The organism is Mycobacterium interjectum (genome assembly GCF_900078675.2).
Taxonomy (GTDB): Bacteria; Actinomycetota; Actinomycetes; order Mycobacteriales; family Mycobacteriaceae; genus Mycobacterium; species Mycobacterium interjectum.
The window spans coordinates 4,234,598-4,259,032 of record NZ_LT546237.1 but is presented as its reverse complement, the minus strand read 5'-3'; the positions used below and the strand labels follow the sequence as shown (position 1 = coordinate 4,259,032).

Genomic DNA, 24,435 nt, shown 5'->3' with positions numbered 1-24,435 from the left:
AGGACTAGCCAATGGCGGACGCGAAGGTTCTCTGCCGCAATGCAAACTGCCTTTGCGCACACATTGCGCGGCACCTGCGTCAATGAAGAGGATGGTCCGTGACCCGATGGTCATCTTTGACTATGCGGCCCCGGTTCGGCACGATCGACGGAGTCACCGTTCGCTTTGCGCAAAGCGAGCCGCATGAACGGCAGGCACTACTGTTCAGTCCGTGGCCTGAGAGCGTGCTGGCCTATGAACAAGCATGGTCGCAGCTAGCCGACCACGCGCATCTCGTTGCGATCGATCTCCCCGGATTTGGTGCCTCCGAACGGCGTGAGGACCTGCTATCGCCGGCCGCACTGGGCGAATTCATCATCGCTATTGCCGACGCTTTCACCATGGATCGGCCACACCTCGTGGCACCGAGTATCGCGACGCCGGCAAGCCTGTTCACCGCAGCGCGTCACCCCGAGCGGGTTGCCACGGTGACCGTCGGGCCTGGTCCCGCGTTGACGCCGCTGGTGGTTGGGCCTGATCTGCACCAATGGGTAAACGCAACAACCGATGTCGTCAGTGACGATCGTGGCGGTCCACGCAGGCGCGTCATCGAACTGCTCAGCCACATCGAACGGCACGAGTTAGATGACGAAGTGCGGGACGATTACCTACGCAGCTACGACGGCGATCGACTTGCCGGATCGCGAACGTATTGGCAACGCGTGCGTGATGAGCTACCGGCGTTGCAGCAAATCCTGCCAACAATCGAAGCGCCGATTCAGATCATCGCCGGCCGAGGGGATCGGCTAATCCCCTGGCCGAACGCAGAATCCCTGCACCGGTGCCTTCCGAGTAGTCAGTTGTTCGGCATCGACACCGGTCACTTCGTTTGGGAAGACGCAGCAGCGGAGTACGCAGCCTTGCTAAGCCGATGCTGGCAGGCGTGGAACCTGCGCTAGCCAGATCACTAGCCGCCTGACTAGCAGTCGACAGACGCGAACACTAGTGACTCAGCGCGAAACTCCATATACCCGTATGACACTTCAGTAATCGGCCAATACGTCGCCGCACACCGGAGATCGGGTGTTTTGTCCAGGCTTAGGACCGGAGACAGCGATGCCGACTACCACATTGACCGAGCCGAATGCCCGCCATTCCCGAAGGTTCGCGGAACAGGCTCGCATCGGCGAGCGAACCAGGACCAATGCGCCGCAGCATCAGATACAAGCCAACCCGGCTATTCTCCCGCAGAGACACCGTCCGGCCGGCAACGCTTCGCAGACCTCCGACGGTGGAGCTCGGTTGTTGCTCCACACAGGAACGTTTACCGCCTGGGATGTGTCGTGGTCGGTCGAGTCCCGGAGCCGTGGAGATGAAAAATGCTCTCGCACGACCCAGATCTCGTTTCCTTACCGCGGGGCCCACGTGCAGCAGATCGGCGCGAAACAATATGTTGCTGATCCAAATCACATGGTGATAATCGAGAAAAACGAGCCGTATAGGTTGAGCTACCCGACCCTCGGCGAACACGCAATGTTGACGATCACGATCAACCCGGAGGCGTTATCTTCCGTCCTACCAAGTGAATGCTCGGATTCACTTGCGCAGCTGGGGGGTGGTCGATGGGGTCTGCGGACTGATCCGCACACTCAGTTGATGGCGGCGCAACTGCGTCAGCGTCTGATCCGGCGGTCGATTGGCAGGCTGGAAGGCGAAATTGCGACATTGCATCTCGTTCGGCGCGCGCTGAAACAGAGCATCACCGGTGTCGGGCCTGCGTCCAAGGGGCGTCCCGCCGAACTGGCCGGCCAGGTGAAGATGCACCTCTCCGTCGATCCCCGGCGTCGATGGAGACTGGCGGAAATGGCCGAACAAGTCTGTGTCACAGCGGAGTACCTCACCGACATATTTCGCCGCGTCGAGGGCACCCCGTTCTACCGCTACCACCTGCGGTTGCGACTAGCGTTTGCTCTTACCATGCTGACAAACTGTGACGATCTGACCACGCTCGCTATCGAACTGGGTTTCAATAGCCACAGCCACTTCAGCTCGGCTTTCAAGAAGATGTTCGGACAGACACCCTCGGCATTCAAGAAATCGATCACCGACCCACAAGGTGCGCTGATCGGAGATGACGGCCCTTCCTTCACGAATGCTGAAAGCGCGAAGGTCTACGTTGCCGGTCGTTGCTTCCGCCGCAGTGAACAGTCGCGCGCGGTGCCGGTGCTGCCGGCGACAATTGTTGCTTGACAGTCGACGTGGCGGCGGTCGCGTTCTACGACGCGCTATAGCGCGGACAACCTTGCGTCGGTTATCGCAAGCTCACCATCCGCCTCGAAGCTGGCGCGGGTTGCCCTCACATGGTCTTCGACAGTCGTCGGCTTGGACCCGGTAATCTCTTCGACAAGGTTGTTGAAGCCGGAGTAGAAGCCGACTCGGTAGTCCTGGGTCACCATGCCGAGATGGTGCGCGCGGTTCGGGTCTCCGCCAGCAACAGTAAGCGCCGCAACCATCGTCGACAGTTCGATCGGCTCGTACCGAACCTCGATACCAAGCGTATGTTGAATCTCCGCGGCGATCTCGTGCCAGTCGAGTTCTTTGGCGCCGCTTTTGAATGAGTTCCTTCAACTCAACTAAGGTCCTGCGAAGTTCGCGGAGTGAACGCCGCTATCTCTGCGAACGTAGGACTGGGCTCGGACATGACGCCCGCCTGCCGTCAATCGTGTCGAACATCGTTGCGGCACAGCTCGACTTCCTACATGGCCGTGTGACCCAAAGTCGCCGAATCTCGGCGACATCCGCGAGCGGCTTTAGCGTCGCAGCGTCAGCCTGCAATCACAATGGTCGCCACAGCTTACAGCTTGCGGATCGCTGGACCCTTGCCTGGGACATCGTGTTGACACCACTGGCGAAGATTCATAGCACGCGTAGCAAAGAGATTAATAGTCACAGATGGGACTGCCTTGGCTGGATTCGAACCTGGCGATCATCGACTGTTAGCATGCAGCCGCTGGCCTTGTCTCACATGAATGGCCAATTGGCCACTGTGTGGCCAATTTGTTTGAGAACCTACAGTCACCTCGCCATGTTGGCGAAGCGCGACAGGTGCAGCTGGTGCGCCACGGTGACCGTCTTGGTCGGGCCGTTGCGGTGTTTGGCGAGAATGAAATCCGCCTCTCCGCCTCGCGGATCGTCACGTTCGAACGCGTCCGGCCGGTGCAACAGGATGACAACGTCGGCATCTTGCTCCAGGGAGCCCGATTCCCTTAGGTCAGCTAACATTGGCTTTTTGTCGGTGCGTTGCTCGGGGCCACGGTTGAGCTGGCTGATCGCGACCACCGGAACCTCGAGCTCTTTCGCCAAAAGCTTGAGGTGCCTTGAGAATTCGGATACTTCCACCTGGCGCGACTCGTGCTTCTTGCCCGACGTCATCAGCTGCATGTAGTCGATCACGATGAGCCGCAGGTCGGCCTTCTGCCGCAGCCGACGCGCCTTGGCGCGGATTTCCATCATGGTCAGGTTGGGCGAGTCGTCGATATACAGTGGCGCCTCGCTGATTTCGCTCATTCGCCGCGCCAGCCGGGTCCAGTCGTCGTCGTTCATCCGGCCCGAGCGCATGTCGGAGAGCTTGATCTTCGCCTCGGCAGACAGCAGCCGCATCACGATCTCTGACTTGCTCATCTCGAGCGAGAAGATGACGCTGGCCAGGCGGTTCTTGATCGAACACGAGCGCATGAAATCGAGTCCCAGTGTCGACTTCCCCACTCCGGGTCGGGCCGCCACGATGATCATCTGCCCCGGATGCAGGCCGTTGGTCACCTCGTCGAGTTCGGTGAAGCCGGTCGGCACGCCGCGTGAGACACCGCCGCTGGAGGCGATCGCGTCGATCTCGTCCATCGTCGGCTGCAGCAGGTCCTCGAGCGGGACGAAGTCCTCGGAGAGCCGGCGGTCGGCGACGTCGTAGATCTCGGCCTGCGCGCGGTCGACGATCTCGGCCACGTCGGCGCCCTCGGCGCCCGCATAGCCGTACTGCACCACCCGCGTCCCGGCCTCCACCAGCCGGCGCAGCAGCGCCTTCTCGGCCACGATGCCCGCGTAGTAGCCCGCGTTCGCGGCCGTCGGCACCGTCGAGATCAGGGTGTGCAGGTACGGCGCCCCGCCGATGCGACGCAGCAGGCTGCGGCGGTCCAGTTCGGCGGCTACCGTCACGGCGTCGGCCGGCTCGCCACGCCCGTAGAGGTCGAGGATCGCGTCGTAGATGTTCTGGTGCGCCGGGCGGTAGAAGTCGCCCGGCCGCAGCCGTTCCAGCACATCGGCGATGGCATCCTTGCTCAACAGCATCCCGCCCAGTACCGACTGCTCCGCGGCGAGATCCTGCGGGGGCTGCCGACCGAACTCCTCGCTCGGCGGCGACGAATCCATGCCAGACGTCACGTCATCGACGACCGCCATGGACTCCCACCTCCCCTAGCACGAGTACCCGAACATACATTCGATAGCCGACATTCTGAGCTTAAGTCAAGGCGCCGACACCCAACGACCGCATACACCGTTATCGGACCGCGCCCGGACGACGGTAAACGTTGCTGGCCAGTACTTAAAGGGGCCGTTGTTCATAACACTGTGCATCGTGTGTGCATATCCTTCGACACCTGTGTTGAGCGGGGTGTGGAGAACCTGTGGATTAATTCGAGGAGCTGCGACATCTCTGCTGATAAGGGTCGTACAACTCGCCCCGTTTCGTGTGGACAACAATCTCTACGGCGTGTCGGCGCAGGTTACCGCGTCGGGCGTGTTGGCTTTCGGCCACATTTTCGCCGCGTTACGAGGTGGTTAATGGCCACCCTGGGCCAGGGCGTGGAAATAGTTCGCCAGCCGGCCGGCCCGGACTGACTTCGAAGTCAGGAGGAAGCGCGCGTCACGCGCGCAAAACCGGGCGGCGGCCCATCGGCGGCCGCCGCCCGGGGAGAGCAAAAGCTCCCTAGTTAGCTGTCCGCCACCACGTCGACGGAAACCTCGACGCCGACCTCCGGGTGCAGCTGCACCGACACCCGATGCTGGCCGAGGGCCTTGATGTGAGACTTGGGCAACCGGACCGTCCGCTTGTCGAGGTTGGGCCCCCCGGCCTTCTTGATGGCCGCCACGATGTCGCCGGCGGTCACCGAGCCGAACAGCTTGCCGGAGTCGCCGGCGGCCTTCACGGGCAGGGCGACCGGACCCAGCGCGTCGATCGCCGACTTGATCTCGTTGGCGTGCTCGAGGTCGCGCACCATCTTGGTCTCGCGGGCCCGTCGGATCTCGTCGGCCTGCTTCTGCGCGCCGCGCGAGGCGACGATCGCGAGGCCGCGCGGCAACAGGAAGTTGCGGCCGTACCCGTCCTTCACTTCCACCGCGTCGCCGACGGTCCCGAGGTGGTCGACGTCGGCCGTCAGAATCAGCTTCATCGTTGGTACTTTCCGTTGGTCGTTCGGCGACTAACGCGCCGAAGAGGTGAAGGGCAGCAGTGCCACCTCGCGGGCGTTCTTCACCGCGGTCGCGATGTCGCGCTGGTGCTGCACGCAGTTGCCGGTGACGCGACGTGCCCGGATCTTGCCGCGCTCACTGATGTAAGTGCGCAGCAGCGCGGTGTCCTTGTAGTCGATGGCTTGCTCTTTCTTCGCGCAGAAGATGCACTTGCGCGCCTTGACCGGCTTTTCGGGAGCCGGTCGCCGCTTGTTGGACTTGGCCATGTCTGTCTTTCTTTCCGTTACTACTGTTCTGAAGTTTTGCTGTTAGAACGGGGGCTCGTCGTCGCCGCCACCGAATGACCCCGATGCCGGGGCGCTGCCCCACGGGTCGTCGCCGGGTGCCGCGGCCGGTTGCGCCGGGGCCGGCGCCGGGCGAGAGCCCCCGCCNACCTTGGCGGTGGCGTACCGAAGCGACGGGCCGATCTCGTCGACCTCGACCTCGACGACGGTGCGCTTCTCGCCCTCACGCGTCTCGAAGGAACGCTGCTTGAGCCGCCCGGTGACGATCACCCGAGCGCCGCGAGTGAGGCTTTCCGCGACGTTCTCGGCGGCTTCCCGCCAGATGTTGCACCGCAGGAACAGCGCCTCGCCGTCCTTCCATTCCCCGCTCTGCCGGTCGTAGATCCGCGGCGTCGACGCCACGGTGAAGTTCGCCACGGCAGCACCCGAGGGAGTGAACCGCAGTTCGGGATCCGCAGTCAGGTTGCCGACAACGGTGATAGTGGTGTCACCAGCCACAATTTCCTCCTCGGTCCGCCCTCTCGGGGTGCAGAGCACGCGCGATCGTCATGAGCGTAGTCTCGCCGAGCCTACGCAGCGTCGACGACAATCGGCACTCAGTGCTTGTCGGTGCGCATCACCTTGGTGCGCAGCACCGACTCGTTGAGGCTCAGCTGCCGGTCGAGCTCGGATACCGTCGCCGGTTCGGCCTTGAGGTCGACGACGACGTAGATGCCCTCGGCGTGTTTGGCGATCTCGTAGGCCAACCGGCGCTTACCCCAGATGTCGACCTTGTCGACGCTTCCGCCGTCCTTGCGGATGACGTTGAGGAACGTCTCCAAGGACGGGGCAACGGTGCGTTCGTCGAGCGTGGGGTCGAGAATGACCATGATTTCGTATGGACGCATGGAAACCTCACCACCTCCTCTGGTCTCAAACGGCCACGGTCGGTCCGTGGCAGGAGGGTCGCCTGCGTCGGCAACCGCACCAGGGTACCGGACGCGGCGCCGGCCCAGGAAATCCGCTTACTGCCGGGCTTGGAGGTACTCGTTCGCCCTGACCACGGTGGCCCGATCGGCCTTGGCCAGCGCGCCGGAGTCGAACGGCGGCTGCGGGTCGTATTCGATGAGCAACTGCGCCGCCCGCGCGGCCTCGCGGTCGACCAGGAGCTCGACCAGCCGCAGGGCCATGTCGATGCCACTGGACACACCGGCGGCGGTGATGAGGCGCAGGGGTAAGTGCTCGACGACGCGCGTCGGGACATAGCGCGCGCCCAATTCGTTGAGCAGGTCCGCGGCCCGCCAGTGGGTCGTCGCGGTGAGCCCGTCGAGCAGGCCGGAGGCCGCCAGCAACAGCGCACCGGTGCACACCGACGTGGTGAACGTCGTGGTGGGGTGCACCGATTGCAGCCACCCGCGGATGGCCTCACCTCTCGCGTCGTGGATCAGCCGGCGGGTTGCGATGCCGCCGGGGGCCACCACCACGTCGGGCGCCCCGACTTCGTCGAAGGTGGCGTCGCAGGCGAGCCCGAGCATCCCGTTCTCGGTGCGCATCTCGCCTCGGCGGTGCCCCACGAACACGACATCGATCGACGGAATCCGTTGCAGCACTTCGTAGGGACCCACGGCGTCAAGCGCGGTGAAACGATCGAACAGCGGGATCGCGACGAGCGTCATGGTTGCCCCACGGCCGCCGCTTGGCTGTCGGTTTCGGGCGCCGGCGCGTCCGCGCGCAGCAGCGCGGGCGGCCGCAGCCACCCCGGCAGCCAACCGGGCGGTGCGTCAAAGGCGCGGTCGAACGGGCCGCCCACCGGATCGTCCACGCGGCCGCCCCACCGCACCAGGTCCTCCTCGGGGCGATAGATCTGCCGGAGCACCAGCGCACACAGCACCACGACCGCGACGTCGCGCAGCAACACCGTCGTGGTGAAGAACTGCTCGGGCAGACCGCGGTTCGGGTTGCCGTACAAGTAATACATCCGCGGCACCCACACCAGCGCGTCAATCGTCATCCAGGCCAGCAGGATTCGGCGGTGCGGCAATGCCAGAACCGCGAGCGGCACCAGCCACAGCGAGAACTGGGGGCTCCACACCTTGTTCGTCAACAGGAAGGCGGCCACCACCAGGAACGCCAGCTGCATCAGGCGCGGGCGCCGAGGAGCGGTGAGTGCGACGTACGCGATCGCCGCGCAGCACCCGATGAACGTCACCGCGACCACCGTGTTCAACACGGTCGGCGGCTGCCAGAAGCCAAGCTTGGGATCGAAACCACGCCAGCCGGTGAACGACTTCACCACGTTGTACACCGAGTCGATGTCGTCGCCGCGCCGGGTGTTGAGCCGGAAGAACTCGGACCAACCGCGCGGAAAGAGCACCAAAACGGGAAGATTCACCAACAGCCAGGTCCCCGCGGCCGTCCCCGCGGTGCGCGCGAGCGCGCGGAGCCGCCCGGTCCGCACACCCAGGACCAACATCGGCCCCAAAAACAGCAGCGGATACAGCTTGGCGGCGGCCCCCAATCCGATCAGCACACCGGCGAGCACCGGTTTACGCCGGGCCCAGGCCAGCAGACCGCCCATCGCGAAAGCCGTTGCCAGGGCATCGAAATTGGTGAAGATCTGAAAGATCACCAGCGGCGAGGCGGCCACCAGGGCCGCGTCCCAGATGCGCCGGCCCGACAGACCCGCGGTCGCCCACACGGTGCCCAGCCAGGCCAAGGCCAACCCGAATGCCGCGACGTTGAAAAACATCACCACCTCGGCGACCACCGGCAGCGGGGCGAGCTTGCTCAGCGCGGTGTAGGTCTTGGCCAGCGCCATCGACGCGTACTGGTAGACACCGGTCAGCACCGGATATTCCATGTATCGCACCGCGGGCTGACCGTCGTAGCGGGTCTGGGGAGCGCCGCTGGCGTCGGTTTCGATCCAACTCGACTTGTACGGAAACTTGCCCTGGCTCAACAACTCCGCGCCGTAGAGTGGCACGGTGTCGGAGTAGCACAACTCGTAGTAAGCGCGTTGGTTCTCCCAGTTGGCGACCCGCTGATCGCCCGTCCCGGTGCCGGTGCTCTGCAGGCATGCCGCCTTGGTCGACCAGCCCAGCGCCAGGAACACCAACGCGATCAGGAACATCACCCGCACCGGGGTCATTACCCGGGTTCGGCCGATCAGCGCGTGCCGGCCCACCGGGCCGCCGCCCGCCTCCGCCAGCGCGGCGCCCAGAAAGTCGGTGCGGCTTGGGCAATCGCGGTTGTCGACGCTGCGCAGATCGCCCGCCAACGGCTGCGGTGAGATGGTGGCGCTCTGCTGCCCCCCGCCGGTCACGGTGGCGGCGGGGGCGCTTGCGGGCCGCCCGGCGGGACGCCGGGGGGTTGCGGCCCGCCCGGCCCCGGGGAGCCCGCCTGGTTGCCACCGGGCGGCGGCGGCGCGTTGGTGATCGTCGTGGGCGGGCCGACCGGGATGGTGATCCCCGGCGCCACCTCGATGGTGGGCTGTATGACGGTCACCTCCGGCGGCGCGGCCGGCGGGGGCGGCGGCGCCGGCACCCCCGCGTAGCCACCGATCTCGCTCGGCTTGGGGAAGCTCTCGTTGGGGCTGCCCTTCAGGGCGCCATCCATGGTCGACTTCCAAATGTCCGATGGCAGCCCGGAACCGTAAACCTCTGCGCCAGAGGCGGTTACCAGTGGCACGTTGTCTTGGACGGTGCCCACCCACACCGCGGTCGACAGCGACGGCGTGTATCCGACCATCCAGGCATCCTTGTTGGCCTGGGTGTCGCCCAACTGCACGGTGCCCGTTTTGGCCGCCGACGGACGCCCGCCGGCTAAACTGTGTCCGCGCGAGTACGCGGCGATCGGCTGCATCGCGGCGGTGACGTTGTCCGCAACGCCCTTGTCGATGCGGTTCTCGCCGCTGTTGTCGGAGTTGCCGGCGTCGAAAAGCACCTGGCCCTCCGCATTGACGACCTTTTGCACCAAATGCGGCCGGTGATAGACGCCGGACGCGGCCAGCGTGGCGTACGCCGAGGCCATGTCTATCGGCCGGGTTTGATACTGCCCCAGCACAATTCCGTTGTTCGGTGGGCCGCCCTTACCGTCCTCGGACAGCGTGTGCGCGACGCCGGGGAAGCTCTTCGCGACCCCGGCCTGGTGCGCGGCATCCGCGACGGCCTGCGGTCCGCCCTTCAGCTTGAGCATCAGCCGGTAGTAGGCGGTGTTGAGTGAAAGCTTCAGCGCCTCGGCGATATTGCAGGTGCCACAGCTCTCGCCGTCGACATTGGTGATCTTGATGCCGTCGACAGTGAGCGGTGAGCTGTCGACCTGATAGCCCAGGCCGATGCCCTGTTGCAGCGCAGCGACCAAAGCGAACACCTTGAACGACGACCCGGTCTGCAGCCCGGCCTGAGCGAAGTCGAAACCGTTGGCGTCGGAGCCGCCGTAGTAGGCGCGTATCGCGCCGTTGTGCGGATCGATCGAGACCACGGCGGACCGCATGTCGGGATCCTGCCCGTCGAGGTATTTCGTTACCGACTTCTCGGCGGCCTGCTGGGCCTTCGGGTCGATCGTCGTGGTGACCTGTAGGCCCTGGGTGTTCAGCGTCTGCTCATCGATGTTGAAGAGCTCCATCAGCTCTTTGGTCACCTGGCGCTCGATCAGCCCGTCGGGGCCGGTGGTCTGGTTCTGCGCGCGGGCCTGGTCGGGTGGCAGGGTCGCCGGGAACACCTGCGCCGCACGGTCGCTCGGGGACAGCGCCTTGGTTTCCACCATGCCGTCGAGCACCCAGTTCCACCGCTCCGCGGCCCCCTTCGGATCGACGGCCGGGTCCAGCGAGGACGGCCGCCGGATCAGCGCCGCGAGCAGCGCCCCCTCGGAGACGGTGAGCTGCTCGACCGGCTTGTCGAAGTAGGCCTTGGCGGCGGCCGAGATGCCGTAGGCGCCCCGGCCGAAGTAGATGATGTTCAGATAGGCCTGCAAGACATCGTCTTTGGACCACTCCCCCGCCATCTTGGTGGCGATGACCAATTCCTTGGCCTTGCGCATCAGTCCGCTGAACCCGTGCTGCGCCGAACCGACGAGCGCGTTCTTCACATACTGCTGGGTGATCGTCGACCCGCCCTGCAGTTCGCCGCCGCCGAACAGGTCGTTGTCCACCGCCCGCGCGAAACCGCTGAACGAGATACCGGGGTTCGAATAGAAGTTGCGGTCCTCCGCGGCGATCACCGCCTGGCGCACATGCACGGGCACCTGACTGATGTTGACGTCAACCCGATTGCCTTCGGGCGGAACGATCTTGGCGATCTGGGAGCCGTCGCTGGCCAGGATCGTCGACACCTGGTTGGTACGGATGTTGCCCGGCTTCGGGACGTCGACGATGAAGTACGCCATCGCGAAGGTGACGATCGGCAACAGCACCAGCGCCGCCAGGGAGAGGTAAGCCGCGCGGCGCACCCACAGCCAGTTGATCTGGTCGACCCAGCTCCAGTCGAACGGCGCTCGGTCACCGCCACCCCCGGACCCGGTGGGCCCTCGCGGTGGCGGCGGTGGCGGCCCCTCGGGTGGGCGCCGCCCGTGCATCGGCTCGTCCCGCCGCGCGGACGCTGAAGTCGCCCGCCCGTCGAGTGCGGCCTTGACCTCGTCGAGCGGGTCTCGCTGCGGCGGCACCGACGCGGAACTGTCCAGTGCCGCCTTGACCTCCTGGATGGGGTCGGGCCGGCGCGGCGAGCGGTCGTCGACGACGGGCGGCAGGATCGTGGTCAACCGGTCGTCGGGGGGAACCGGGCGGCGGCGGCCGGGCTCTTGTGCCGCGTCGCGCCCGGCCGGCTCCGGACGCTCAGGATCGCCGGGTCGGTCGGTGCTCGCGTGCTTGCCCACGCGCTCAGTCGCTGATTCGTTCAGGTCACTGGGCGACTGGTCGTGGCGCCCTTCGTTACTCAATGGCCGTTCGGGCGCCGTTGCGCGCCGTCCGCGTGCCGGTGCCCTTGGGTGGGCGGACCGCACCCATCACAAACGACTTGACGAGATGGTTCCAGCTGCAGGTCCGGCACACCTCCACCACGTGCACGGAGAACTCCTCGAAGCGGGTCGCCAACATCACCAACTCTTCGGCGGTGCGAGCCGAGCCCGACACCGCACCCAGGTGATCGCCGAACACCCACGAGACCAGGGTCAGCTGTTCCTTCCGGCAGATCGGGCACACGACCTGGCTCTGTTTGCCGTGAAACTTTGCGGCGCGCAGCAAATATGGGTTGGCGTCACAGACGTCGGACACACCGGTGCGGCCCGAGTACACCTCGGCGAGCAGGGAGCGCCGCCGAAGTGCGTAGTCCACCACTTGTCGCTGCAGTCGCACGCTGACCAGAGTACGTGGCCGCCCGCCCCGCCGACACGCAACCGAGGCTGTTGCCGGCCCGAGCCGTGACGATCGGCCGTCACATCCTGTGCCGAACCGGGGCCGCACTTCTACGATCATCGGCGTGGCGAAATTGCCGGGGACCGCGCTCGCGGGTCGAGCGACGACGACGACCCGCGCCAAGGACAGCGACCGGCAGGACGCCTGCGCGATTCTCGACATCGCCCTGGGCGACGGCGGGCTTTCCGAGCAAGAGCACCGGAAGCGAGTGAGCGCGCCGACCCAAGCGGTCACCCTCGGCGACCTGCAGGGCTTGGTGGACGACCTGCAGGGCGGCGGCACCGCGCCGCCGGCATTGGCCGCCAGGTCGCGCCCGAAGCCAAGTTCGGCGGTCGGGGCGTCCTGGTCACCGCCTTCGTCGAGTCGGTATTGCTCGGTGTCCTCATCGGCTGGGGGCTCTACGGCAACACCCGGACGCCGCTGGATTTCACCACCGATCCGGGAGCCAAGCCCGACGCAGTCGGCCCGGTGGTCGTGACCCCCGCCCACGCAGCTGGATTCCGTCGGCGGCCTGACCGGTTGCTCGAGCAAACACGCAAAAGGTTCGGGACACATGAAGCAGTCCGACGTCAAAACGGCGTATCTGGTGATCGAGCCCGCTACGGACCCGACGCCCCCGGGGGCGCTGTCGCTGTCGGTGTATGTCTCGAGCGACTACGGCGGCGGTTACATCGTGTTCGGCGGTGACGGCACCATCAAGCGGGTCACCCCGCCCTCATAGCGCCTGGTCAAGGGCGTATCCCCGGCGCAGCATTGTGCCGAATAGCGCACTAACACCAGGTAGTGTTGTGGCGAATATATCGAGGCGATACGATGACGCGAGGCGTCGGACCGTTAAGTCCTCAAGTCACTAGCCATCACAAAAGGGGGTGAATCGATGCTTGAGCTCGCCATCCTGGGCCTCCTGATCGAATCGCCCATGCACGGCTATGAACTGCGGAAGCGGCTGACCGGCCTGCTCGGCGCGTTCCGGGCGTTCTCGTACGGGTCGCTCTACCCGGCCCTGCGGCGCATGCAGGCCGAAGGGCTGATCGCCGAGAACGCCGCGCCGGCGGGCACCCCGGTGCGCCGGGCGCGGCGCGTCTACCAGCTCACCGAGGAGGGCCGCCGGCGCTTCGGAGAGTTGGTGGCCGACACCGGCCCGCACAACTACACCGACGACGGCTTCGGGGTGCACCTGGCGTTCTTCAACCGGACGCCGGCCGAGGCGCGCATGCGCATACTGGAAGGTCGCCGTCGCCAGGTTGAAGAGCGGCGGGAAGGCCTGCGCGACGCGGGGGGGCGGGCCAGCAGCTCGTTCGGCCGCTCCACCNGGCCAGCAGCTCGTTCGACCGCTACACCCGCCAGCTTCACCAACTGGGCCTCGAGTCCAGCGAGCGCGAAGTGAAATGGCTAAACGAGCTCATCGCCGCGGAGCGGGCCATGCCCGGCCTCTCCGAGCAGACATAAAACCCCCTGCACGAATCCGATCAGCTGAGACACAAGGTTATGGAGTGAGGAGAACGCCCTATGAGTGACCACAAGCCGTTGGGCGCGCCGGAGGCGCAGACGGACGTACGAGTCGCCATCGTCGGCGTCGGGAACTGTGCGTCTTCGCTGGTTCAGGGCGTGCAGTACTACCTCGACGCGGACGAGAACAGCACCGTGCCCGGTCTGATGCACGTGAAGTTCGGTCAGTACCACGTGCGTGACGTCAAGTTCGTCGCCGCGTTCGACGTGGACGCCAAGAAGGTCGGGTTCGACCTGTCGGAGGCCATCTTCGCGTCGGAGAACAACACCATCAAGATCGCCGACGTGCCGCCCACCAACGTGACGGTGCAGCGCGGCCCGACGCTGGACGGCATCGGCAAGTACTACGCCGACACGATCGAGCTGTCCGACGCCGAGCCCGTGGACGTGGTCAAGGTCCTCCGGGAGAACGACGTCGACGTGCTGGTGTCCTACCTGCCGGTGGGATCGGAGGAGGCGGACAAGTTCTACGCCCAGTGCGCGATCGACGCCGGCGTGGCGTTCGTCAACGCGCTGCCGGTGTTCATCGCCTCGGACCCGGTGTGGGCCAAGAAGTTCGCCGACGCCGGCGTCCCGATCGTCGGTGACGACATCAAGAGCCAGGTCGGCGCCACCATCACCCACCGCGTGATGGCCAAGCTGTTCGAGGACCGCGGCGTGCAGCTGGACCGCACCATGCAGCTCAACGTGGGCGGCAACATGGACTTCCTCAACATGCTCGAGCGCGAGCGGCTGGAGTCCAAGAAGATCTCCAAGACGCAGGCCGTCACGAGCAACCTGCAGCGCGAGTTCAAGACCAAGGACGTGCACATCGGGCCGTCCGACCACGTGGGCTGGCTCGACGACCGCAAGTGGGCCTACGTGCGGCTGGAGGGCCGCGCGTTCGGCGACGTGCCGCTGAACCTGGAGTACAAGCTCGAGGTGTGGGACTCGCCGAACTCGGCCGGCGTCATCATCGACGCGGTGCGGGCGGCCAAGATCGCCAAGGACCGCGGGATCGGCGGGCCGGTGGTTCCGGCGTCGGCCTATCTGATGAAGAGCCCGCCGCAGCAGCTGCCCGACGACGTCGCGCGCACGCAGCTCGAAGAGTTCATCATCGAGGGGTAACTCTCCGGTTTCATCGACCGTGGGGTGAGGGACGCATCAGGCGACCTCACCCCACGGTCGTCTTCGGGGCCCAATTCGTCGACACGACGCTGTGCGGGTGCTTAGCATCAGTTCTCGATGAGAGTTCAACCCGCCGCGTTCCTGCGCACGACGCTGCCGCTCGATCTGTCGCGCCTCGCCGAGCTGGACGGCGGGCGGTACCACTCGATCTGGCTTCCGGACCACATGGTCAGCTTCTGGCCCGACTCGATCTGGACTCCGGAATTCACCGACCTGGCCGACGCCTCGCCATCGCCGCACCGCCACCTCGATGGCCTGGCCGTGGCCGCCGCTGCCGCGGTGCTGACCGAGACGGTTCCGCTCGTCAGCGCCGTGGTGGATACCGTGCGCCGGCATCCTGCCCTGCTGGCCCAGACCGCGCTGACCATCGATCACCTCGCCAAGGGGCGCTTCGTCCTCGGTCTGGGCAGCGGCGAGAGCGAGAACGCGTTGCCCTACGGCTTCGACTTCGCACGGCCGGTCAGCCGCTTCGAGGAGGCGCTGGCCGTGATCCGCCTGCTCTGGGAAAGCGACGGCCCCATCGATTTTCACGGACGGTTCTACTCACTGCGGCACGCGCGGCTGGACACCGAGCCCTACGAGGGCCGGCTACCACCGATCTGGATCGGCGGCAGCGGCCCGCGGATGCTGGGTATCGCGGGCCGGCACGCCGACGGGTGGTGGCCGGCCGGCGCCTGGACGCCGGAGCACTACGCCGAGATGCTCTGCGCGGTAAGGGCCTCCGCCGACCGCGCGGGCCGAGACCCGCTGGCGATCACGCCGTGCTTCATCCAGGTGTGTCTGATCGGACGGGACGAGGACGCCCTTGCCGAGATCTTGCGGGCGCCCCTGGTCAAAGCGTTTCTGCTGCAGGTGTCGGCAAAGACGTTGCGCGGCTTCGGCTTCGAGCACCCCATGGGAGAAACCTGGCGCGGATTTCAGGACATCGACCCGGGCGTGCTCACCCGCGAACGGATCATCGACTTCCTGGACGGCGTGCAGCCCGAGATGGTCCTGGCCGTGGTACCCCACGGAACGCCGAAAGAGGTCGCGAAAATCATCAAGTCGTATGTGGACGCGGGTTTGCGCGTGCCAAAGATCCTCGACTACGGGGCCATGGCCGGCCAGAAGTATGCGGCGAATTCGGCGTCGAACGTTCGGGCCGCCGAGGACGAACTCCTCCGGCTGTGCGGGGACGTGTCGTGACCGCAACGTTGAGTGCCCACGAGATGCTGGCCTCCGCGGAGGCGGAGACCGGATTGCACGACTACGGTGACCCCACGTTGCCGGAGCGCTTCGCCCTCGCCGTCGACCATCTGAACAGCCTCGGCATGAACGCCGACGGCAAATGGGAAGCGGCGCAGGTGTGTCGCTGGCTGCTGACCTCGCGCCTGGAATTCATCGAAGACCGCAACCGCTACCCGATCGGGGACGAAGTGGTCAAGGCGCCGATGTTCGTCACCGGCGAACCGCGTTCCGGCACCACGCTGATGCACGCGCTGATGTCCGTCGATCCCGGGGCCCGGGCGCTGCGCTTCTGGGAAGTCATGTACCCCTCGCCACCGCCGGGCCTCGCCGGTCCCGACGACGCCAGACGCCAGCGGGCCGACGCCGACTGGCGCGAGATCAACGCCAAGCTGCCCAAGTGGCTGCACAGCCACCCCTACAACGACATGCTCGGTGACGGCCTGCCCGAGGACGAACGCACCTGGGCGTTCGATTTCCGGGTGATGACACCGACAGCGTGGTGGCGGGTGCCGATGCAGTCGTTGGTCGGCGGCCTGGCGACCGACGCGGCGGCGCAATATCGGCTGCACAAAGCCATGCTGCAACAACTGCAATACCGCCGACCGCGTAAGTACTGGGTGCTCAAGGGGTTTCACGGGTTCCGGCTCAAGGAACTCTTCGACACCTACCCCGACGCGAGAATGGTCTGGCTGCATCGCGATCCCGTACAGGTGGCCGCGTCGCGCACCATGATGATGGCCGACATCGCCGAAGGCATCGTCGGCCCGGTCGACCTGCACGCGGAGGCGAAAAAGCACCTCCAGATGACCCGGGCCGGCATCGCCAACACGTTGAGCAACCCGCTGATCGACGATCCCCGCATCCTGCATATCCGCTACACGGACTTCATCGCCGAACCCGTCGCGACGGTGGGGCGCTACTACGCGTTCTGCGGTCGCGAGCTGACGGCCGAAGCCGCGTCGAGGATGCGCGCGTATCTGGCCGACAACCGCGGCGACCGCTACGGCAAATTCACCTACTCCACCCAGCTGCTGGTCGACATCGGCGAAGACCTCGACGCGCTGCACGCCGAATTCCGGCCGTTCCGCGAGCGATTCGGCGTCGCGATCGAAAATCGGGCGTGACATGGCAGAACCCGTCACACCAGCCCACCCCCGTCTGTCCGTGCACGACGTCACCTTCTACGGCGCGCCGCTGGCCGACCTGCAGACGTGTTGGGCGACCCTCGGGGTGTCCCGCCTGAGCGTCCTGGATACCGAGCTGTTCGATTCGAGGTTTCCAACGCTGCTGCAGCGCAAGCGCTATGCCGTCGAGGCGGTGTATCACCTGTTCGCGGGGGGCAGTCTTTGCAGCGACCCGCAGGCCGCGCAGGATGGGTTGTGCCGCGTGATCGACGCCGCGGCCGGCGTGCGGGCGCGCACCGTCTACCTGCTCACCGGAGGCCGCGGCGACCTTTCCTGGGGACAGGCCGCCGAACGGTTTTGCGCCATGGTCGCCCCCTGCGCGGCGCACGCGAAGGCCGCCGGCGTGGCGCTGGCCATCGAGAACGCCTCCAGCCTGTACGCCGACATCCATCTCGCCCACACCCTGCGGGACACCGTCGCACTGGCCGAGATGGCCGGCCTGAGCGTGTGCATCGATGTGTTTCACTGTTGGGCCGAAGGCGATTTCGAAGCGATGGTGCAGCGGGCGCTGCCGCGGACGGCGCTCATCCAGTTGAGCGACTACGTGCTCGGCGACCGGGCGTTGCCGGGCCGGGCGGTTCCGGGTGACGGCGCGATTCCCCTCGCAAGATTCGTCGCCCGAGCGCTCGCCGGCGGCTACGCCCACGGTTTCGACCTGGAACTGATCGGCCCCCGCATTGACCGGGAGGGCCGCCTGGAATCCGCCCGGCGCGCATGCGATGTCGTCGGCGCGATGCTCGACGGATTGGGTGCGTGAGGATGGCTTTCGGCGATGGGCCCGACGACGCCGCGCTGCAATCGGCGTGGAACGAATTCTGCGCGCGGCTGCGGCGCGCGGGCGAGCAGGTCTTCAAGGACGCCAACCCCGCCTCGGGCGCCCACCGCGTCGACGCATTCCGCTTCCTGACCCAGAACCTGGGTCAGGCTTTCGATCTGGCCCTCGAGACGCGCGACACCCGCTACCCGGTGCTGCACACCTTCTGCGGGCCGACCCGCAAACTCGGCGGCGACTGCGCCGACTTCACCTACCAGCAAGCCTGGATCGACGGGCGGTCCGCCTACCGGCTGACCGGCAATCGTGGCACCTCGCGGTTCTTCAACGTCACCGTCCAGGGCCCGCGCGTACCCGGGCCGGGCGTGCTGCACGAGCCCTTCGGCGACACACCGGAGGCCAACCTGTTCGGCCATCAACTCAGCGTCACCGACGACGGACAATTCGAGCTCTACATCGGCGGGCCCGAGCGTCGGCCCAACTGGCTGCCCACCACACCGGGCTCACGAAAACTGTTCATCCGCCAGGGATTTGACCGTTGGGATGAACGGCCGGCGCAAATGCGGATCGAGCGGATCGACATGGCGTCCCCCAAGCCGCTGCCCACACCCGACGAGATGATCGAGGCGATGGGCTGGGCGGGTGACTTCGTCAGCGGCCTCATGGCGGACTGGCCCGACTTTCCCTTCACCTACGGCGGCGTCGACGCCGGCGCCCCGAACGCCTTCCCCGACGTCGGCGCGACCGACGCCGACCGCAAACGCGGTCGCGCCGCCGCCAACATGTACTGGGAGCTTGCACCCGACGAGGCGCTGATCGTCGAATTCGACGCCCACGATGGCCTGTGGATGCTCACCAACATGGGCGTGTTCTTCAACAGCATGGACTACCTGTACCGCCCGGTCAGCTACACGCCCAGCCGCACCAAGGTCGACCGGGACGGCAGGATTCGACTGGTCATGGCGCACCGCGACCCGAAAGTGCACAACTGGCTGGACACCCAGGGGTTCGAACGCGGCAACCTCACCTACCGACACATGCTCGAAGGCGAGCCCGTCCCGCTGGAGACCCGAACGGTCACATTCGACGACCTGATGAGCGCGCTTCCCGCGGACACCGTCATGATCACCGCGGCCGAGCGCACCGCCGCGATGTGGGACCGGTTCCACGGCGTCCGCCGGCGTTATTCGCTCTAGTCCTATGGTGGATCCGTGAGTGCGATCCCCGAACACGACCTGGCCGGATTATCCGAGTTCTCGCTGCTGTCCGAAAACGCCGAACAGGCCGGTGTTGCGGGGCCACCGCCCGACGTGGAGCGGGTCGAGTCGGGCCCGGCGGCCACCAGGATCAGCGCGCTGCGCTGGGGCGTCACTCCCCCGCGCGTCGTCTTCCTGCATGGCGGCGGGCAAAACGCGCACACCTGGGACACCGTCATCGTCGGCCTCGGGGCGCCGGCACTGGCCGTGGACCTGCCCGGGCACGGGCATTCGGCATGGCGCGAGGACGGCGACTACTCGCCGCAGCTCAACGCCGATGCCCTGCTGCCCGCGCTGCGCGAGCACGCGTCAAGCGCCGATCTCGTGGTGGGCATGTCGCTGGGCGGGTTGACCGCGATTCGGCTGGGGGCGATCGCCCCGGAGCTGGTCAATGACCTCGTCCTGATCGACGTCACCCCGTCGGCGCTGCAACGACACTCCGAGATGACCAAGGAGCAGCAAGGCACGGTGGCGTTGATGCACGGCGAGCGGGAGTTTGACAGCTTCCAGGCCATGCTCGACCTGACCACCGCCGCCGCACCACACCGCGAGGTGAAAGCCCTGCGGCGCGGCGTCTTCCACAATTCCCGCCGGCTCGACAACGGCAAGTGGACGTGGCGCTACGACGCCATCCGCAAATTTCCCGACTTCGACGGCCTGTGGGACGACGTCGACAGCCTGTCCGCGCCCATCACCCTGATCCGCGGCGGCTCGTCGGGCTTCGTCACCGACGACGACGCGGCCGAACTCGGCAGGCGCGCAACCAATTTCCGCACGGCGCACGTCGTCGAGAATTCGGGTCATTCCGTGCAAAGCGACCAACCGCGCGCCCTGATCGACCTCCTGCGCGGGGTGCTCGACTCGCACTGAGCCTACGGTGGTGCTATGCATCCTGACCGCCCCATTCGCATCGGCGTGCAATTGCAGCCGCAGCACGCCCCGCACTACCCCCAGATACGCGGCGCCGTTCGCCGCTGCGAAGACATCGGCGTCGACATCGTTTTCAACTGGGACCACTTCTTTCCGCTCTACGGCGATCCCGACGGTCCTCATTTCGAATGCTGGACCATGCTCGGGGCCTGGGCCGAACAAACGTCTCGCATCCAGATCGGTGCGCTGGTGACGTGCAACTCCTACCGCAACCCGGAACTGCTCGCCGACATGGCGCGCACCGTCGAGCACATCTCGGACGGCCGGCTCGTCCTGGGCATCGGTTCCGGCTGGAAGCAAAAGGATTACGACGAATACGGCTACGAATTCGGGACCGCCGGTAGCCGGCTGGACGACCTGGCGGCCGCGATGCCACGGATCAAGGCGCGACTGGCCAGGCTGAACCCGGGGCCGACCCGAGACATCCCGGTCCTCATCGGCGGCGGGGGCGAACGCAAGACCCTGCGGCTGGTGGCGGAGCACGCCGACCTATGGCACAGCTTCACCTCCGCCGACGAGTTTCCGGCGAAGTCGGCCGTTCTGGAACGGCACTGCGCCGACGTCGGCCGCGACCCGGCCGGCATCGAACGCTCGGCCGCGGTCAACGGGGCAATAGCGGGCGGCGGTCTGGTCGCCAACGCCGAAAAGCTGGTGGGCCTGGGCGTCACGCTGCTGACCGTCGGTTGCGATGGCCCCGACTATGACCTGACCGCCGCGCAGGAGTTGTGCAAGTGGCGCGATTGTCGCTGACAACGGGTCGAGCCGCGTTTGTCTCCGATTCATCCGCCAAACATCTGTAGTTGCGCGCCAAGACATGAGAAACTCTCTGCGCTAGATGGCCGAAGCGGTTTGACGGTATTGAAAGGCACTCAAGAAACGGATGCCAAAGAAATACGGGGTCAAAGAAAAAGATCAGGTTGTTTCGCACATCCTCAACCTGGTGCTGACGGGGAAACTGCGCAGCGGCGACCGCGTCGACCGTAACGAGATCGCCGTCGGGCTCGGGGTCAGCCGCGTCCCGATCCAAGAGGCGCTGGTCCAACTCGAACACGACGGCATCGTGTCCACCCGTTATCACCGGGGCGCGTTCGTCGAGCGCTTCGACGAGGCCACCGTCCTCGAGCACCACGAACTCGATGGCGTGCTCAACGGGATCGCCTCGGCGCGCGCGGCCACCAACCCCACGCCGCGGATTCTGGGAGAACTCGATGCGCTCATGCGATCGCTGCGCTCCGCGAAGGAATCCCGGGCCTTCTCGGAGATCGCCGGCGAATATCGGCGCACGATCAACGAGGAGTACGCGGGACCGCGGCTGCACGCCACAATCCGCGCGTCGCAAAACCTCATCCCCCGGGTGTTCTGGATGACATACCAGTGCAGCCGCGACGACATGTTGCCGTTCTACGAGGACGAGACGTCCGCGATACACCGGCGTGACCCCGAGGCCGCGCGGGCCGCGTGCGTCGGGCGGTCCAACCTGATGGCCCAAACCATGCTGGCGGAGCTGTTTCGGCGCAGGGTGTTCGCCGCACCCGACGACATCGGCCAGGTTGTGCCCCAGGTCTTCGCCGGCGCCGAAGCCGCCCTCGGCGAGCCGTCGATCGCTTTCTAAAGCCGCTTTGACGCGCCGCGTCGCCGGACTGCCGATACGGTAGCCGTGATGAGTTCGCGCCTGGACCGGCGTACCAAGCGCCGAAAGCTCTTCGCACTGGCCACGACGATGCTGATGGTCTGCGGCCTGACGCCGGCTGTCCCCGCCGCGGCCGACTGGAACCAATGCGCGCCCGGGGGCCTGGAGAGCGCGCGGACCTTGCCCAGCGATCTGACCGAGACACCCGGCGCGGGTCACGATGACGTTGACACCACGGCATCCGTCGAACCGCTCGGCTCGATCAACGTCGACGCGCTGGGCCTCGGGACGCCGGGCGTCCTCACGGTCGGCACCCTGTCCGACGCCCCGCCGAACATCTGCATCAACCCGACAGGGGAATTCAGCGGCTTCGACAACCAGCTGTTGCGCGCCATCGCCGGCAAGCTCGGGCTGCAAGTCCGCTTCGCCAGCACGGACTTCTCCGCGCTGCTCGCCCAGGTGGCGTCCCGGCGCTTCGACGTCGGCTCCGCGTCGGTGAAAGCCACCGAGGCGCGTCGCCGCACGGTGTCGTTTACCAACGGCTACGACTTCGGCTTCTACTCGCTGGTGGTGCCCCCCGGCTCGGCGATCCACAAGTTCAGCGATCTCGCCGCCGGCCAGCGCATCGGCGTGGTCCAGGGCACCGTGGAGGAGTCGTACGTCGTCGACACGTTGCACCTGCAACCGGTGAAGTATCCCGGCTTCGCCACGTTGTACGCCGCCGTCAAGACGCGCCAGATCGACGCGTGGGTGGCGCCCGGGACGCTGGCGTCGACCGTGATACGGCCCGGCGATCCGGCGGTGGTGGTCGCGAACACTTTCAGCCCAGGCAATTTCGTGGCCTTCGCGGTCGCCAAAGACAACCCGCCGCTGGTCGCTGCGTTGAATTCCGGGCTCGACGCCGTCATCGCCGACGGCACCTGGGCCAACCTCTACTGCCAGTGGGTGCCGCGGCCCCTGCCGCCCGGCTGGAAACCCGGCTCGAAGGCCGCACCCGCCCCCCACCTACCGGACTTCGCCGCGATCGCCGCGCGCCACCACCGGGAGTCGGCCGGCCCGGGCGCGCCGATGTCGACGCTGGCGCAGTTGCGCGAGTCCTTCTTCGACTGGGAGCTGTATCGACAAGCCATTCCCGCGCTATTGACCGTCGGGTTGCCCAATACGTTGATCCTGACGAACAGCGCCCTCGTCATCGGCCTGGCACTGGGGATGGTGCTCGCGATGGCCGGGCTTTCGCGGTCGCGCTGGCTGCGCTGGCCGGCGCGGATGTACACCGACATCTTCCGCGGGCTCCCCGAAGTGGTGATCATCCTGCTCATCGGCATGGGCGTCGGGCCGTTGGTGGGCGGGCTGACCAACAAGAATCCCTATCCATTGGGTATCGCCGCGCTGGGATTGATGGCCGCCGCCTACATCGGCGAGATCCTGCGCTCGGGCATCCAGAGCGTCGATCCCGGCCAACTCGAAGCCTCCCGCGCCCTCGGCTTCAGCTACCCGGCCGCGATGCGTCTGGTGGTGGTGCCGCAGGGAATCCGGCGGGTGCTGCCGGCACTCGTCAATCAGGCCATCGGGCTGTTGAAGGCCTCCGCGCTGGTGTACTTCCTGGGCCTGGTTGCCCAACAGCGCGAGCTGTTCCAGGTCGGTCGTGACCTCAACGCGCAGACCGGCAGCCTGTCGCCGTTGGTGGCCGCCGGCCTGTTCTACCTGATTCTGACCATTCCCCTCACCCACTTGGTCAACTACATCGACACCCGGCTTCGCCGCGGCCGTGGCGCCGCCGAGCCCGACGACCACGCCGCCATGCTGGCGACCAAGTTCGGCCACGAGATCACGTGACCGCCGGGGCCCTGAGGCGCGCGTCGGTATCGCTGGTGGCCAAGGATATTCATCAAACCCTCGGCGGCAACCCGGTGCTACGCGGGGTGAATGTCGAGGCTCCCGCAGGCAGCACGATCGCCATCATCGGGCCGTCCGGCTCGGGCAAATCGACGCTGCTGCGCACCCTGAACCGACTGCACGAGCCGGACAGCGGCGACATCCTGTTGGACGGCCGGTCGGTGTTACGCGACGATCCCAACAAGCTGCGTCAGCGCATCGGCATGGTGTTCCAGCAATTCAATCTCTTTCCGCATCTGTCCGTGCTGAAAAACGTTGCGTTGGCGCCGTCCAAGCTGCACCGGCTGCCCGCCGATACGGCCCGCGAGCTGGCGCTGGCCCAGCTGGACCGAGTTGGCCTGAAGCATAAGGCCGATGCCCGCCCCGGCACCCTGTCGGGCGGTCAACAACAGCGGGTCGCCATCGCACGCGCGCTTGCGATGGCCCCCCAGGTGATGTTCTTCGACGAGGCGACCTCGGCGCTGGATCCCGAAATGGTCAAGGGGATTCTGCAACTGATCGCCGACCTCGGCGCCGACGGCATGACCATGGTGGTCGTGACGCACGAAATGGGTTTCGCCCGGTCGGCATCCGACACCGTCGTATTCATGGATCGCGGCAAGGACGTGGAATCCGGGCCTCCCGAGCAGATATTCGGAGCCGCAAAAACCGAGCGGCTACAGCGATTCCTTTCCCAAGTGCTATGACAGTTCCCAACTAGTCGGGGTTAGTCCGGTATAGCTACCTTGTCCGCCACCCATATCGGGTTAGACT

General features: G+C 66.2%; 22 protein-coding genes and 3 pseudogenes. 15 read left to right on the top strand and 10 right to left on the bottom strand.

Features of this window, described 5'->3' with window-relative positions; genetic code table 11:
- Positions 1–98 precede the first annotated feature (98 nt).
- Both BN4348_RS55105 and BN4348_RS55100 read left to right on the top strand, forming a co-directional pair.
- Entirely contained in the window at positions 99–938 is an 840-nt protein-coding gene (locus tag BN4348_RS55105; protein WP_142308767.1) for an alpha/beta fold hydrolase, read from the top strand.
- Between the two features lie 466 nt (positions 939–1,404).
- Entirely contained in the window at positions 1,405–2,229 is an 825-nt protein-coding gene (locus tag BN4348_RS55100; RefSeq protein ID WP_160040599.1) for a helix-turn-helix transcriptional regulator, read from the top strand.
- A gap of 35 nt (positions 2,230–2,264) precedes the next feature.
- Here the strand turns inward: BN4348_RS55100 and BN4348_RS60190 are convergent, their stop codons facing one another.
- Positions 2,265–2,435 carry a hypothetical protein gene (locus tag BN4348_RS60190; RefSeq protein ID WP_160040596.1) on the bottom strand — a complete coding sequence of 57 codons (171 nt, stop codon included), beginning with the start codon at positions 2,433–2,435 and terminating at the stop codon, positions 2,265–2,267.
- A 6-nt stretch (positions 2,436–2,441) separates the two neighbouring features.
- Here BN4348_RS60190 and BN4348_RS60185 point away from each other — a divergent pair, with 6 nt between their 5' ends.
- Complete coding sequence (locus BN4348_RS60185; protein ID WP_160040593.1) at positions 2,442–2,597, top strand: hypothetical protein; 156 nt, start codon at positions 2,442–2,444, stop codon at positions 2,595–2,597.
- Between the two features lie 457 nt (positions 2,598–3,054).
- Here the strand turns inward: BN4348_RS60185 and dnaB are convergent, their stop codons facing one another.
- The 9 genes and pseudogenes from dnaB to BN4348_RS55045 form a co-directional block, all read right to left on the bottom strand.
- Positions 3,055–4,431, bottom strand: a complete 1,377-nt coding sequence (gene dnaB / locus BN4348_RS55090) for a replicative DNA helicase (protein WP_066917106.1) — start codon at positions 4,429–4,431, stop codon at positions 3,055–3,057.
- Between the two features lie 533 nt (positions 4,432–4,964).
- Positions 4,965–5,423, bottom strand: a complete 459-nt coding sequence (gene rplI, locus BN4348_RS55080) for a 50S ribosomal protein L9 (protein WP_066917105.1) — start codon at positions 5,421–5,423, stop codon at positions 4,965–4,967.
- Between the two features lie 30 nt (positions 5,424–5,453).
- Entirely contained in the window at positions 5,454–5,708 is a 255-nt protein-coding gene (gene rpsR, locus BN4348_RS55075) for a 30S ribosomal protein S18 (protein ID WP_066917104.1), read from the bottom strand.
- 42 nt (positions 5,709–5,750) lie between these two features.
- Entirely contained in the window at positions 5,751–6,224 is a 474-nt protein-coding gene (locus BN4348_RS55070) for a single-stranded DNA-binding protein (protein WP_066917103.1), read from the bottom strand.
- Between the two features lie 98 nt (positions 6,225–6,322).
- Positions 6,323–6,613 carry a 30S ribosomal protein S6 gene (gene rpsF, locus BN4348_RS55065; protein ID WP_066917102.1) on the bottom strand — a complete coding sequence of 97 codons (291 nt, stop codon included), beginning with the start codon at positions 6,611–6,613 and terminating at the stop codon, positions 6,323–6,325.
- A 117-nt stretch (positions 6,614–6,730) separates the two neighbouring features.
- Positions 6,731–7,381, bottom strand: a complete 651-nt coding sequence (locus BN4348_RS55060; protein ID WP_066917101.1) for a DJ-1/PfpI family protein — start codon at positions 7,379–7,381, stop codon at positions 6,731–6,733.
- Positions 7,376–9,027, bottom strand: a pseudogene (locus BN4348_RS55055) (glycosyltransferase family 87 protein); the annotation flags it as partial. The gene BN4348_RS55060 and the pseudogene BN4348_RS55055, both read right to left, overlap by 6 nt.
- Positions 9,024–11,636, bottom strand: coding sequence for a transglycosylase domain-containing protein (locus tag BN4348_RS55050; protein WP_407937912.1), 2,613 nt, complete (start codon positions 11,634–11,636; stop codon positions 9,024–9,026). The gene BN4348_RS55050 and the pseudogene BN4348_RS55055, both read right to left, overlap by 4 nt.
- Positions 11,629–12,051, bottom strand: coding sequence for a DUF5318 family protein (locus BN4348_RS55045; RefSeq protein WP_066917098.1), 423 nt, complete (start codon positions 12,049–12,051; stop codon positions 11,629–11,631). The genes BN4348_RS55050 and BN4348_RS55045 overlap by 8 nt, the downstream gene beginning before the upstream one ends.
- A 124-nt stretch (positions 12,052–12,175) precedes the next feature.
- On the opposite strand from BN4348_RS55045, the pseudogene BN4348_RS55040 reads away from it, so the two are divergent.
- From BN4348_RS55040 to BN4348_RS54985, 12 genes and pseudogenes are all read left to right on the top strand, one after another.
- Positions 12,176–12,832: pseudogene (locus tag BN4348_RS55040) on the top strand (DUF1707 SHOCT-like domain-containing protein).
- A gap of 156 nt (positions 12,833–12,988) precedes the next feature.
- Positions 12,989–13,560: pseudogene (locus tag BN4348_RS55035) on the top strand (PadR family transcriptional regulator).
- 60 nt (positions 13,561–13,620) lie between these two features.
- Entirely contained in the window at positions 13,621–14,727 is a 1,107-nt protein-coding gene (locus BN4348_RS55030) for an inositol-3-phosphate synthase (protein WP_066917097.1), read from the top strand.
- Positions 14,728–14,844: 117 nt separating this feature from the next.
- Positions 14,845–15,972: an LLM class flavin-dependent oxidoreductase gene (locus BN4348_RS55025; protein WP_066917096.1), complete on the top strand. Its 1,128-nt coding sequence runs from the start codon at positions 14,845–14,847 to the stop codon at positions 15,970–15,972.
- The gene (locus tag BN4348_RS55020) at positions 15,969–17,138 is read left to right on the top strand and encodes a sulfotransferase family protein (protein WP_066917146.1); all 1,170 of its coding nucleotides are present in this window, start codon (positions 15,969–15,971) and stop codon (positions 17,136–17,138) included. The genes BN4348_RS55025 and BN4348_RS55020 overlap by 4 nt, the downstream gene beginning before the upstream one ends.
- Before the next feature lies 1 nt (position 17,139).
- Positions 17,140–17,955 carry a sugar phosphate isomerase/epimerase family protein gene (locus tag BN4348_RS55015; protein WP_066917095.1) on the top strand — a complete coding sequence of 272 codons (816 nt, stop codon included), beginning with the start codon at positions 17,140–17,142 and terminating at the stop codon, positions 17,953–17,955.
- A gap of 2 nt (positions 17,956–17,957) precedes the next feature.
- Entirely contained in the window at positions 17,958–19,166 is a 1,209-nt protein-coding gene (locus tag BN4348_RS55010) for a DUF1214 domain-containing protein (protein WP_066917094.1), read from the top strand.
- A gap of 24 nt (positions 19,167–19,190) precedes the next feature.
- Positions 19,191–20,096: an alpha/beta fold hydrolase gene (locus BN4348_RS55005; RefSeq protein WP_372513917.1), complete on the top strand. Its 906-nt coding sequence runs from the start codon at positions 19,191–19,193 to the stop codon at positions 20,094–20,096.
- A 15-nt stretch (positions 20,097–20,111) separates the two neighbouring features.
- Entirely contained in the window at positions 20,112–20,906 is a 795-nt protein-coding gene (locus BN4348_RS55000) for an LLM class F420-dependent oxidoreductase (protein WP_066917092.1), read from the top strand.
- 130 nt (positions 20,907–21,036) lie between these two features.
- Entirely contained in the window at positions 21,037–21,768 is a 732-nt protein-coding gene (locus BN4348_RS54995; RefSeq protein WP_066917091.1) for a GntR family transcriptional regulator, read from the top strand.
- A 48-nt stretch (positions 21,769–21,816) separates the two neighbouring features.
- Entirely contained in the window at positions 21,817–23,622 is a 1,806-nt protein-coding gene (locus BN4348_RS54990; RefSeq protein ID WP_066917145.1) for an ABC transporter substrate-binding protein/permease, read from the top strand.
- On the top strand, positions 23,619–24,368 hold the full coding sequence (locus BN4348_RS54985; protein ID WP_066917090.1) for an amino acid ABC transporter ATP-binding protein: 750 nt from the start codon (positions 23,619–23,621) through the stop codon (positions 24,366–24,368). The genes BN4348_RS54990 and BN4348_RS54985 overlap by 4 nt, the downstream gene beginning before the upstream one ends.
- The last annotated feature ends 67 nt before the right edge of the window (positions 24,369–24,435 follow it).

What these genes read in the sequence shown, in the direction of transcription:
- BN4348_RS60190 (WP_160040596.1), bottom strand. Translation starts at nt 2,435, where the DNA reads ATGGTGACCCAGGACTACCGAGTCGGCTTCTACTCCGGCTTCAACAAC.
- BN4348_RS60185 (WP_160040593.1), top strand. Translation starts at nt 2,442, where the DNA reads ATGGTGCGCGCGGTTCGGGTCTCCGCCAGCAACAGTAAGCGCCGCAAC.
- dnaB (WP_066917106.1), bottom strand. Translation starts at nt 4,431, where the DNA reads ATGGCGGTCGTCGATGACGTGACGTCTGGCATGGATTCGTCGCCGCCG.
- rplI (WP_066917105.1), bottom strand. Translation starts at nt 5,423, where the DNA reads ATGAAGCTGATTCTGACGGCCGACGTCGACCACCTCGGGACCGTCGGC.
- rpsR (WP_066917104.1), bottom strand. Translation starts at nt 5,708, where the DNA reads ATGGCCAAGTCCAACAAGCGGCGACCGGCTCCCGAAAAGCCGGTCAAG.
- rpsF (WP_066917102.1), bottom strand. Translation starts at nt 6,613, where the DNA reads ATGCGTCCATACGAAATCATGGTCATTCTCGACCCCACGCTCGACGAA.
- BN4348_RS55060 (WP_066917101.1), bottom strand. Translation starts at nt 7,381, where the DNA reads ATGACGCTCGTCGCGATCCCGCTGTTCGATCGTTTCACCGCGCTTGAC.
- BN4348_RS55030 (WP_066917097.1), top strand. Translation starts at nt 13,621, where the DNA reads ATGAGTGACCACAAGCCGTTGGGCGCGCCGGAGGCGCAGACGGACGTA.
- BN4348_RS55025 (WP_066917096.1), top strand. Translation starts at nt 14,845, where the DNA reads ATGAGAGTTCAACCCGCCGCGTTCCTGCGCACGACGCTGCCGCTCGAT.
- BN4348_RS55015 (WP_066917095.1), top strand. Translation starts at nt 17,140, where the DNA reads ATGGCAGAACCCGTCACACCAGCCCACCCCCGTCTGTCCGTGCACGAC.
- BN4348_RS55010 (WP_066917094.1), top strand. Translation starts at nt 17,958, where the DNA reads ATGGCTTTCGGCGATGGGCCCGACGACGCCGCGCTGCAATCGGCGTGG.
- BN4348_RS55000 (WP_066917092.1), top strand. Translation starts at nt 20,112, where the DNA reads ATGCATCCTGACCGCCCCATTCGCATCGGCGTGCAATTGCAGCCGCAG.
- BN4348_RS54995 (WP_066917091.1), top strand. Translation starts at nt 21,037, where the DNA reads ATGCCAAAGAAATACGGGGTCAAAGAAAAAGATCAGGTTGTTTCGCAC.
- BN4348_RS54990 (WP_066917145.1), top strand. Translation starts at nt 21,817, where the DNA reads ATGAGTTCGCGCCTGGACCGGCGTACCAAGCGCCGAAAGCTCTTCGCA.